The sequence below is a fragment of the Enterobacter sp. BNK-34 genome, from assembly GCF_048684445.1.
Taxonomy (GTDB): domain Bacteria; phylum Pseudomonadota; class Gammaproteobacteria; order Enterobacterales; family Enterobacteriaceae; genus Enterobacter; species Enterobacter pseudoroggenkampii.
The window spans coordinates 4,839,339-4,850,786 of sequence record NZ_JBLQUA010000001.1 but is presented as its reverse complement, the minus strand read 5'-3'; the positions used below and the strand labels follow the sequence as shown (position 1 = coordinate 4,850,786).

The following is an 11,448-nucleotide window of genomic DNA, read 5'->3' as shown; positions in this document are numbered from 1 at the left end:
TTAAGAAAAACCCCGTACCGTAAGGTGCGGGGTTTTTTGCTTTGTGCTTTCCCTCTCTGGCCTTTCTCCTAATCCCTTATCCTGCTAATGGAATGTGTGATCTCTGTCTCAATGTGATTTATAACAAAATTATAACATTTCATTTACGAGGTTGTTGAGTCTTCTGGCTCAATACGCCGCAGTTTATGGCAGGAGCATAATCACAATGACAGAAAGCATGACATCAAACGGGACGCTGGCTCACAGTGATACCCGAAGAAGGGTATGGGCAATCATCAGCGCCTCTTCAGGGAATCTGGTTGAATGGTTCGACTTTTACGTCTACTCATTCTGTTCACTCTACTTCGCACATATTTTCTTCCCATCCGGCAACACCACAACGCAACTGCTGCAAACGGCGGGGGTTTTTGCCGCAGGGTTTTTAATGCGCCCCATCGGGGGCTGGCTGTTCGGTCGCATTGCGGATCGTCGCGGGCGTAAGGCTTCAATGCTGATCTCGGTCTGTATGATGTGCTTTGGCTCGCTGGTGATCGCCTGCTTACCGGGATATGAATCAATTGGCACCTGGGCACCGGCGCTACTTTTACTGGCCCGCTTGTTCCAGGGATTATCGGTGGGTGGTGAATACGGTACCAGTGCGACCTACATGAGCGAGATTGCCCTCGAGGGCCGTAAAGGTTTTTACGCCTCATTCCAGTACGTCACGCTGATTGGTGGTCAGCTGCTGGCCATTCTTGTGGTGGTGATCCTGCAGCAGATTCTGACGGACGAACAGCTTCATGCATGGGGATGGCGAATTCCTTTCGCGATGGGCGCTGTACTGGCGGTCGTTGCACTTTGGCTACGCCGTCAGCTAGATGAAACCTCTCAGAAAGAGGTCAGGATGCTGAAGGAGGCGGGAACATTCAAAGGGTTATGGCGTAACCGCAAAGCTTTCCTTATGGTGCTTGGCTTTACGGCGGGCGGCTCTCTCAGTTTCTACACGTTCACCACCTATATGCAGAAGTACCTGGTGAACACTACCGGCATGCACGCAAATGTCGCCAGCGTAGTCATGACCGTTGCGCTGTTTGTCTTTATGCTCATACAACCCGTTATCGGTGCGCTCTCAGATAAAATCGGTCGACGTACGTCGATGCTGATTTTTGGCGGGCTGTCGGCATTATGTACCGTACCTATTCTGTCTGCCCTTCAGCATGTGACTTCGCCCTATGCCGCGTTTGCACTGGTGATGCTGGCGATGGTGATTGTCAGTTTCTATACCTCTATCAGCGGGATACTGAAAGCTGAAATGTTCCCGGCGCAGGTACGTGCTTTAGGGGTAGGGCTCTCTTATGCGGTGGCTAATGCGCTATTTGGCGGATCGGCGGAGTACGTTGCGTTGTCGCTTAAATCATGGGGAAGTGAAACGACATTCTTCTGGTACGTAACGATAATGGGTGCACTGGCCTTTGTTGTTTCCCTGATGCTGCATCGGAAAGGGAAAGGTATTCGACTTTAATAGCGTGCCATCTGCCACACGGCATAGCCGGTCGTTGCGCCGGCGACATCCCATGCGAAATCTTTCCAGCTCCAGCCGCTCCCTGCGGGGCGGCTATCCCACAGTTCTTTTGATGCCCCAAGACCCACTGAGAACATCAGCCCTATCGCCGCGCTACGATCCCGGCTGTATCCCTGATGCTGCGCATATTCATTACCAGCTGCGGACAACATCGCAGAAGCGAGGAAATGCTGTGCTTTATCCTGTCCGGACCAGTTATCGTTGGCCATATGGCTACAGCCACTCAGGAAGAAGACGCTCAGTAACAGAGGAATACGCATCAACGGGCCCCATAAAAAAGCCCTGCGGGTGGCAGGGCCTGGATATTACAGAATACGGCTGATAAGTCGGTCGATACGGATACGACGTAAGCGGCGGATAAGCTTGCGGACTTTCACCGGGTAATCGGCAATGCTCTGCAGTTCTCGGTAATGATTAACCACTGTCGTGTGGGTGCGAATCAGCTCCAGCTCACGCTCACGTTTTGCGGCTAACTCATGCTGCGGGTCATGGATCAGGATAGCGTTTTCCAGATCCAGTCGCCACGCGCGTGGGTTCAGGTTGTTACCGGTCAGCAGCATCCACTCATCGTCGACCCACATTCCTTTCAGATGGTAAGTGTTATCTTCGTCTTTCCAGAGACGCACAACCAGCTGGTCAGTGTTGACGTAATACTGTAAACGGCTCAGGAAACGGCGCAGGTTAATCTCATAGAGATAAGGCAGCGCACCGATGATTTTGAACGGCTGATCTTCAGGAATGAAGAAGTCGTTTGCCGTTTTATCACCCACGATGATTTCCACTTTTTTACCGTCGCGTAGCAGCTGAATGATATTACGCACCAGCACGGCAGGAAGGTTGAAGTACGGCGTACAGATGGTGAGTTTCTGCTCCGCGCACGGCATCAGATGGAAAATCGTTTTGTTCAGCAGGCTTGATTTGCCGAGCCCGACCAGCGGGGTAACGGATAACTCTTCGTTGTTCGCATCACCCTGGAAATGATAGACCGCATCACGCAGCTCCTGGCGGAAGGCGCGAACATCATTTTTGATTTCCGGGCTTTTAGGGCGCTCGGGATCGTCAAGGCGATTAACGCCGCGGCCATGGACCAGATTTTTATCAACCCAGTTGAACATGATATCGGCCATCTGCGGATTACGGATCAGATGGTAGCGGTCGTAGCGATATTTATCGAGCTGATGAAGGTAAACATCATTCAGACTTGCGCCGCTGTAAAGCACGCTGTCATCAATGATGAACCCCTTAAAATGAAGAACGCCGAGTGCTTCACGGGTATTCACCGGGACGCCATAAACAGGCACATCAACGCCAGGATTTTCCTGCGCCGTGCGGCAATACCAGTCGGCATTGGTGTTTGACGCGGCAGCGCCAATACGGCCACGCTGAGCGCGATGCCAGTCGACCAGCACGCGAACATCAAGTTCCGGCCGCTGACGTTTGGCTTCATAGAGCGCGTTCAGGATCGCGCGCCCGCCTTCATCCTGTTCAAGATAAAGCGCCACAATGCAAATGCGTCGCGTGGCGCTGGCAATCTTTTCCAGAAGCGTCTCCCGAAAATGAGCGGGAGCGTAAAAGAACTCTACATCATCAACTGACTGAGAAATCTTCGGTAGTTGAGCAAGGTGTTGTTGATGTTTATTACGCTTAAATTTTGACAACATCACAGTGCGTTTCTTCTCTGTTCATTGAAGGGTTGTCTGTACCATGCAAACAACATAAGCGGACAATGATACCACCAGTCCCGTCCAAAGTGGGTAACATTTCCAGTAGCTTACTCGCGTTTGTTTGCTGATGTCAGACTGAGGGACAAAGCCACAATACCTTCGTCCAGCTGAATATCAACGTCAAACCCAAGTTTTCGCGCCAGGGTCACCATACCGCGATTGTTAGGCATAGTAATGCCATTGAGGCGTAATAATCCGTGATCTCGCGTATAACTGATGAGTTTTTCCAGCAGCCGTCTTCCCAGACCCAGGCCTTTAAGATCGGAGCGCACCAGCACCGCAAACTCCGCATCGACGTTATCCGGGTCAGAAATAGCACGCGTGACGCCGAGGATCTCATCTCCCTTTTCGGAGCGGCGAACGGCAACAAACGCCATTTCTCGATCGTAGTCGATCTGGGTCATATTGGCTAAATCATCGTGGGTAAATTCGTTGATTTCGCTAAAATAGCGATAATAAAGATCCTCTTTCGTGACCTGAGAGATAAAAGCCCGCAGCTGGGGCTCATCTTCCGGCAGGATAGGGCGGAACAAGGCGCGTTCCCCATTCTTCATCTCAACCCACTCCTCCAGCTGCAGGGGATACGGGCGGATCGCCAGACGGCTCTCTCTGTCTCCTTCGAAGGGCGCGATATCCAGGGTTACGTCCAGCGCCGTAAACTCATTGCCGGAGGCGAGCAGCGGATGAATATCCAGCCGCTGGATCTCGGCACAATCCACAATCAGGTTAGACACCTGCACCAGGAACTGACTTAACCCGGCAATATCAAGCGGACGCAGCGCACTCCGGCCACGGATCTTTTTACTTTTAATTGCCTGGATGATCTGATAACGCGCCAGGTTCATGTTCAGCGGCGGTAAAGCGACCACGGCCTGCTCCTCCGGACGCCACTCAACGCCACCTTCTCCCAGCATGATGAGCGGGCCAAAGACGGGATCGTGTTCGACCACCACCCGTAATTCCTGAGCGCCTGCGCGGTTGGCCATGCTTTGCACCAGCAATCCGTGGATCCTTGCCTGCGGCCAGGCCATTTTGACCCGATCGAAAATGGCATCGGCGGCCTGCTGCACCTCAGTCGCCGTTCGCAGGTATAACATCACCCCCTGAACATCAGACTTATGCGGGATATCCGGAGAGCGCAGCTTCAGGGCAACCGGATAGCCAATTTGCTCGGCAATATGCACGGCCTCAGCGCTGTCGCTGGCGATCCAGGTCGGCAGGGTTTGCATCCCGTAGCTGCCCAGAATGGGCTGGACCTCATGCGTATCCAGCGACGTCGCGCCTTCTTCAATGGCTTGCTGCAACAGCCGGTGAACGTCGACGGTGTTCGCCGTCAGATTCCCGGGCAAAGCCGGCGTCTCACGCAGCTGTTTCTGGTTGCGGCGATATTCCACCATATGCATAAAGGCGGTGATGGTGCCTTCCGGCGTGCGGTAGGTTGGCAGCCCGGCCTCGCTGAACAAGCGCCGGGCCTCCTGCGAAGAAAACTCGCCGCACCAGTTGGTCAGCAGGGTGACATATTTGCCTCGCGGATGGTTGTGCACGGCGTCAATGAGCGCGCGCGCGCTTTCGCTGCCCGGCGCGACCGCGCTGGGGGAGTGGATAATCATCAGCGCATCGAAATCCTGGCTATCCAGCAAAATGGAAATTGCCTTGATATAGCGCTCGCTGCTGGCGTCATCGCGTAAATCAAGCGGATTACCGGGCGTCACGCTGGTCGGAAGCGCGTCTTTCAGGCGCTGCAGCGTCTCTTCACTCAGCGTTGCCAGCTTGCCGAAGCGCCGCCACAGCTCATCCAGGGCGAGTGCCGCAGGGGCTGCACCGTTACTGACAATCATTAACTTCTCGCCGCGCAACGGGCGCATATGGCTTAAGGTCTCAACGGCGGAAAAAAGCTCGTGCGTATCCTGTACCCGCAGCAACCCCGCGCGCTGGATGGCGGCGTCCCAGGCGGGATCCATGCCGGAATGCGAATGCAGCAGACGCTGTGCCGCAGGGCTACGTCCGCTTTTGATCACCAGGATCGGCTTATTGCGCGACGCGCTTCGCGAAGCCGAGACAAAACGACGCGCGTCGCTGAGGTGCTCAAGATAAAGCAGGATCGCACTGGTTTTACCGTCGCGCGCCAGAAAATCCAGGAGCTCATCAACGTCGATGTCCAGACTGTCGCCAAGGGCAATGAAGTAGGAGAATCCCATTTCACGCTGCTGCGCCCAGTCAAGGATGGTGTTCGATACCGCAGCCGACTGCGAGATAAACGCGAGTTTGCCTTTGCGGATCGGAACCGGAGAGAAACTGGCGTTCAGCCCCTGCCAGGGGGCGAGCAGGCCCAGACTGTTTGGCCCAAGAATACGCATTTGATAGCGGCTGGCGCAGGCCAGAAGCTCCGCTTTCTGTTCAGGGGGGGACGAGAGAATAATGCAGGTTTTACAGCCTTTCTTGCCGAGCGATTCCAGCAGTTCCGGATTACGCTTCGCGTTTGTACAGAGTACGGCAAGATCCGGCACGAAAGGCAGGCTCTGTACATCAGGCCATGCAAGCACTCCCTGAACCGCCTTATACGCCGGCGTGACGGGCATAACGGGGCCATTAAACCCCCCGGCCAGCAGGTTACGCATCATCAGATAGCCAGCACGATCCGGTTTCATTGATGCGCCAATGACGGCAATGGATTTAGGACGAAGTAGCGCTTCTAACCCTCGCTGGCTCATGCAGGCCTCCTGTGAATGCAAGCGACCTGATGATTTTAAACGCTTTCCGTCTCGGCTGCTGTGACGCTGCCCTTATGAACTGTTTTTCCCGCCAGATAGCGCTCCCGGAAGCATGAGAAATGGTTACCAAGAGCCCCAGCCGCAGCGGTATCTCCCGCTAAATCCAGAAGCGCAATGGCTACTTCAGCGGTGCAGTATTGCCCGTCAGCATGCGCTTCACGCAGGCGGTAGGCGGAGACGCGGGAAAGATCGACAGAAATCACCGGCAGTGCGTCGAGATACGGGCTTTTGCGAAACATTTTTCGCGCTTCAGTCCAGGTGCCGTCCAGCATAATAAACAGCGGTGGTTTGCCGGATGGCGGCACTGAAAGCACCTGGCGATCCGCACCTGCGTATGACGCAGGGAAAACGACCATCGGCTGATAGTCCTTGCTTGCCACTAAATCGAGCAGGGCCTGAGGCGGCTCCGTACGGGACCACTGAAACGCGGCGGTATCCGGCAGAATATCGGCGATAAGACGCCCCGTATTGCTGGGTTTCATCGGCTCGGTATCGAACATGACCAGACAAAAACGACTCTCCGCCGTACTCGGGACCAGCGTCTCGCACAGACAAACCTTCAGCGGCAGCAGACAGCGCTGACAGCGGCGAATACGGTTGCCTCGGGCGAGGAACGGTCGGGTAGCGCGCGCAAGGCGTTCGGCGCGTAATTGAAGAACAGCGTTATCAGTCATGGGCGAAATGCAGGAAAAACACTATTTTCGCAGAGGTGGGAGCGGGGCACAAGATGTGCCCCGTGAATGTTACAGCGACTCGTTTAACCAGCTTTCAAAAGGTGCTTTTGGAACCGCACCGTTAAGCATATCGATCACTTCACCATTTTTGAAAATCATGATGGTCGGGATGCTGCGAATACGAAAACGGGCGCTCAGTTCGGGTTCGGCTTCGGTATTGACCTTCACGAAGCGTATTTTTCCGCTGCGCTCTTCGGCCACGTCTTCGAAGATCGGCGCGAAGCTACGGCATGGGCCGCACCATGGCGCCCAGAAATCGATCACGACAGGAAGATCGTCCTTGAGGAGTTTGTCCAGCGTAGCACCCGTCGCATTAATGACCTCGCCATCAAATAATTCATGGCCACAACGTCCGCATTTCGCACCATCTTCCATCCGATCGTCCGGAATGCGGTTAAGAGCCTGACAGTTGGCACATACGGTATTCATAACTAACCTCTGATAGAGCCGTGGGACAGCGGCAGAACGCCGATAATGTTTCTAATATGTTACATATTATCAATGAGCCTGTTTGAAACAACAATGCGTTTTATTCAATGAGAACAATAGTCACAGGCTTTTGTACGAAATTATGGCTATGCGCTGGCACATCGGGTAATCTGCGCGCTTCGCGCAGCGCTGGTGGAGAAAAGCATGAACGACGAAATGAAAAACAAAAGCGGCAAGGTCAAAGTGATGTATGTCCGCAGTGATGATGACTCTGATAAACGCACCCAAAATCCGCGTACCGGAAAAGGTGGCGGGCGTCCGGCGTCTTCTCGTGCAGACGGTGGCCGTCGCCCCGCCCGCGATGACAGAAATTCCCGCGGTGATGACCGCAAACGTGACGATCGCAAACGCGATGACCGTCCGCGTTCCGACCGCCCACGTAGTGACCGTCCACGCGACGATCGTCCGCGTGATGACTTCTCACGCGATAACGGCTCCCCGTGGCGCACCGTTTCTCGCGCCCCTGGCGATGAGACGCCGGAAAAAGCCGATCACGGCGGTATCAGCGGTAAAAGCTTTATCGATCCGGAAGTGCTGCGCCGTCAGCGTGCGGAAGAGACCCGCGTGTACGGTGAGAATGCTTGCCAGGCGCTGTTCCAGAGCCGTCCTGAGTGTATCGTCCGCGCCTGGTTCATCCAGAGCGTGACTCCGCGCTTTAAAGAAGCACTGCGCTGGATGGCCGCGAACCGTAAAGCCTACCACGTCGTGGATGATGCCGAGCTGACCAAAGCCTCCGGTACTGAACACCACGGTGGCGTCTGCTTCCTGATCAAAAAACGTAACGGCACGACCGTGCAGCAGTGGGTCAGCCAGGCGGATGCCGATGACTGCGTGCTGGCGCTGGAAGATGTGGGTAACCCGCACAACCTGGGCGCAATGATGCGCAGCTGCGCGCACTTTGGCGTGAAAGGCGTGCTGTTGCAGGATGCCGCGCTGCTGGAGTCCGGCGCCGCGATCCGTACTGCGGAAGGCGGAGCCGAGCACGTACAGCCGATCACCGGCGACAGCGTTCTGGATGCCCTTGAGCAGTTCCGTAAAGCGGGCTATTCCATCGTGACTACCTCGAGCCATGCCGGTACGCCGCTGTTTAAAGCGACGCTGCCGCGTAAAATGGTGCTGGTATTAGGTCAGGAACGTGATGGTCTGTCTGACGCGGCGCTCTCGAGTGCGGATCTGAGCGTCTCTATCGACGGAACAGGCAACGTGGAAAGTCTGAACGTATCCGTTGCGACCGGCGTGCTGCTGGCCGAGTGGTGGCGTCAGAACAAGGCATAAGCCTCTTAGTGTGCCGGGTCTAACCCGGCACATTCAAATCCTACTCGCTCTCTGCCGGTAACACAGGCATCCAGTCAATCGGCGTTTCGCCACGTTTTTCCAGCCATTCATTCGCCAGAACAAAATGATTACTGCCAAAGAAACCGCGATGTGCAGACAGCGGTGACGGGTGCGGTGCTTTCAACACGTGATGACGCTGACGGTCAATAATCGCCCCTTTCTTCTGCGCATGCGATCCCCAGAGTAAAAACACAACCCCTTCACGATGCTCGTTGATAAGGCTGATGACTTTATCGGTAAAGGTCTCCCACCCAAGGCTGGCGTGCGAGTGCGCCTGGCCCGCCCGTACGGTAAGCACCGTATTCAGTAACAGCACGCCCTGACGCGCCCAGCTTTCCAGGTAGCCGTGGTTTGGCCGGGTAAAACCGGGCACGGTTCCCTCAAGCTCTTTATACATGTTGAGTAGAGAAGGGGGGATAGCCACGCCCGGACGGACGGAAAACGCCAGCCCATGCGCCTGACCCGGGCCGTGATAGGGATCCTGACCCAGAATGACCACTTTCACATCGCTCAGTTCGGTGTAGCGAAAGGCGTTGAACACATCTTTCTGCGGCGGGTAAATCGTCTGTCCGGACTGACGCTCAGCGGCAACGGTGCTGAGCGTATTGACAAAATAAGGCTGCTGCTTTTCTTCTGCCAGCACGTCATGCCAGGTTAAAGGTGTTGTCATCTCGCTCTCCTGCGAATCTCAATCTGTGACTAGCTTACCTGTTTAACCCCGGTGAGCAAAATTACACGCTGAAATGTGCGCTAAGTGGCTAAATTTATTTTGAAAAGATGCAGTACAAGTTGAATTGGTAAGGTTGTGAAATTGATCTAAAACAATAAATTCAAACCACACTCTTTATGTGGTTGGTATTTTTGTTGATTTAAATCAATAAATCACCGGAGTGTGAATGATATATATACACACAAGAAACAATGGTTTTACCAATTGGCCGCGAGAGGCCGACATCAGTTAATGTAGCCTAGGGAGGCAACACATGATTACAGGTATCCAGATTACTAAAGCTGCAAATGACGATCTGCTCAATTCTTTCTGGCTGCTGGACAGCGAGAAAAACGAAGCGCGCTGTGTCGTTGCGAAAGCGGGTTTTGCTGAAGATGAAATCGTGCCGGTGAGCAAACTGGGCGAAATCGAGTACCGTGAAATTCCAATGGAAGTGAAACCGGAAGTGCGCGTCGAAGGTGGTCAGCACCTGAACGTAAACGTACTACGCCGCGAAACGCTGATGGACGCGGTTGAGCACCCTGAAAAATACCCACAGCTGACTATCCGCGTGTCCGGCTATGCGGTTCGCTTTAACTCACTGACTCCAGAACAGCAGCGCGACGTTATCGCCCGTACCTTTACTGAAAGCCTGTAACGGCTTCAGCAGGGGGGAATAAAAAAGCCGGGGATTTCCCCGGCTTTTTTTACTCTTCAGTTTTCGTCTCTGGTGCGGCAGAGCTTGGCTTACGGCGCTTACCAATATTTTTGGTATCGCGGTGGCGCTGCTTCACGCGCGGTTTCTCTTTTTCTTTCTCTTTTCTCTCAGCACGTTTCGCGAGCGCTTTCTTGGACGGTTTACCCGTCATTTTTTCACTCGGCGCACGTGTGGTTGGGCGCAAGCCGTCAATAACGCGCGCTTTCAGCGGCTCGTCAACATAGCGGCCAATTTTCTGCAGCAGCAGGTAGTCATGTGCTTCAACCAGTGAGATAGCAATCCCTTTGCGGCCCGCGCGGCCGGTACGGCCAATACGGTGCAGATAGGTATCGCCGCTGCGCGGCATATCGAAGTTAATGACGTGGCTGACGTCCGGGATGTCGATCCCGCGAGCGGCAACGTCTGTGGCAACCAGCACGTTAACGCGGCCATCGGTCAGGCGCTTAATGCCTTCGGTACGCTTGATCTGCGCCATCTCGCCTTCAAGATAGCAGTTGTTGATCCCGGCGTTACGCAGCATTTCAGCCAGCTCGTGCACGCGCTCGCGCTTACGCACAAATACGATTGTGCGCAGCGCATCTTCCTGCTTCAGCAGGTGTTTCAGCAATTCGACCTTGTGCTCGAGGTTGTCCGCGCGGTAGTACCACTGGTGGATCTTCTTACGCTCACGGGTGGACGGCGTCGCTGAGACTTCCACCGGATCTTCCAGCAGACGCTCTGCGAAGTCTTTGATCGCTTCCCCTTCGAGGGTGGCAGAGAACAGCATCGTCTGGTTACGCCAGCGTGTTTCCCCGGCAATGTGCTCGATATCCTGTGCGAAGCCCATGTCCAGCATGCGGTCGGCTTCGTCGAGGATCAGCGTTTCAACCGCGCGGCAGTCGAAGTTCTCTTCTTTAATGTACTGCAGCAGGCGGCCCGTCGTCGCAACGACGATGTCCTGGTTTTCGCTGAACACTTCGGCGTGGTTCATATACGCAACGCCGCCGGTAATGGTGGCGATATCCAGATGGGTATTTGCCGCAAGTTCACGCGCGTGATCGGCAACCTGCATGGCCAGTTCGCGCGTAGGCGTCAGGATTAAAATACGCGGCGGGCCAGATTTTTTACGTGGAAAGTCGAGCAGATGCTGCAACACAGGCAGCAAATAGGCTGCTGTCTTCCCCGTGCCGGTTGGCGCAGAACCGAGCACATCGCGGCCCTCAAGCGCAGGCGGAATGGCCGCTGCCTGAATGGCGGTCGGGCGTGTAAAGCCTTTGCTCTCAAGTGCATTGAGCAGGCTTTCATCGAGTTCAAGTTCGGAAAAAGTCGTTACAGTCATGTTCTACCTCTGTGTGGGGCGCTGATTATAGACGTTACGGCTGTAATCTTCATCTGTTTGTATGGATATCGCTTTTCGGCCACTTCGCT

The 11,448-nt window shown here is 54.6% G+C and carries 10 protein-coding genes; 3 read left to right on the top strand and 7 right to left on the bottom strand.

The genetic code is table 11. The features are described from left to right. Nucleotides 1-205 precede the first annotated feature (205 nt). Nucleotides 206-1,501, top strand: coding sequence for an MFS transporter (locus tag ACMGG5_RS23765; protein WP_024908610.1), 1,296 nt, complete (start codon nt 206-208; stop codon nt 1,499-1,501). Here ACMGG5_RS23765 and ACMGG5_RS23760 read toward each other — a convergent pair. The 5 genes from ACMGG5_RS23760 to trxC form a co-directional block, all read right to left on the bottom strand. Continuing rightward, the gene (locus tag ACMGG5_RS23760; RefSeq protein WP_024908611.1) at nt 1,498-1,821 is read right to left on the bottom strand and encodes a YfiM family lipoprotein; all 324 of its coding nucleotides are present in this window, start codon (nt 1,819-1,821) and stop codon (nt 1,498-1,500) included. The genes ACMGG5_RS23765 and ACMGG5_RS23760 overlap by 4 nt on opposite strands. A gap of 45 nt (nt 1,822-1,866) precedes the next feature. Further along, nucleotides 1,867-3,222, bottom strand: coding sequence for a CDP-diacylglycerol--serine O-phosphatidyltransferase (gene pssA, locus ACMGG5_RS23755; protein ID WP_023333068.1), 1,356 nt, complete (start codon nt 3,220-3,222; stop codon nt 1,867-1,869). Between the two features lie 110 nt (nt 3,223-3,332). Then, nucleotides 3,333-5,996, bottom strand: a complete 2,664-nt coding sequence (locus ACMGG5_RS23750) for a bifunctional acetate--CoA ligase family protein/GNAT family N-acetyltransferase (RefSeq protein WP_420278594.1) — start codon at nt 5,994-5,996, stop codon at nt 3,333-3,335. Between the two features lie 35 nt (nt 5,997-6,031). Continuing rightward, the gene (locus ACMGG5_RS23745; RefSeq protein WP_048991376.1) at nt 6,032-6,730 is read right to left on the bottom strand and encodes a tRNA-uridine aminocarboxypropyltransferase; all 699 of its coding nucleotides are present in this window, start codon (nt 6,728-6,730) and stop codon (nt 6,032-6,034) included. Nucleotides 6,731-6,799: 69 nt separating this feature from the next. Next, on the bottom strand, nt 6,800-7,219 hold the full coding sequence (gene trxC / locus ACMGG5_RS23740; RefSeq protein ID WP_024908614.1) for a thioredoxin TrxC: 420 nt from the start codon (nt 7,217-7,219) through the stop codon (nt 6,800-6,802). A 204-nt stretch (nt 7,220-7,423) separates the two neighbouring features. Between trxC and ACMGG5_RS23735 the strand changes: the two genes are divergently transcribed. Next, nucleotides 7,424-8,554 (top strand): tRNA/rRNA methyltransferase, encoded by a 1,131-nt coding sequence (locus ACMGG5_RS23735; RefSeq protein ID WP_032648656.1) that lies wholly within the window; start codon nt 7,424-7,426, stop codon nt 8,552-8,554. A gap of 40 nt (nt 8,555-8,594) precedes the next feature. On the opposite strand, the gene ung is transcribed toward ACMGG5_RS23735, so the two are convergent. After that, nucleotides 8,595-9,284, bottom strand: coding sequence for a uracil-DNA glycosylase (gene ung, locus ACMGG5_RS23730; protein WP_420278593.1), 690 nt, complete (start codon nt 9,282-9,284; stop codon nt 8,595-8,597). Between the two features lie 313 nt (nt 9,285-9,597). Here ung and grcA point away from each other — a divergent pair, with 313 nt between their 5' ends. Continuing rightward, on the top strand, nt 9,598-9,981 hold the full coding sequence (grcA, locus tag ACMGG5_RS23725; RefSeq protein ID WP_008502190.1) for an autonomous glycyl radical cofactor GrcA: 384 nt from the start codon (nt 9,598-9,600) through the stop codon (nt 9,979-9,981). A 49-nt stretch (nt 9,982-10,030) separates the two neighbouring features. Here grcA and srmB read toward each other — a convergent pair whose 3' ends face one another. Further along, on the bottom strand, nt 10,031-11,359 hold the full coding sequence (srmB, locus tag ACMGG5_RS23720) for an ATP-dependent RNA helicase SrmB (RefSeq protein WP_023344704.1): 1,329 nt from the start codon (nt 11,357-11,359) through the stop codon (nt 10,031-10,033). Nucleotides 11,360-11,448 lie beyond the last annotated feature (89 nt).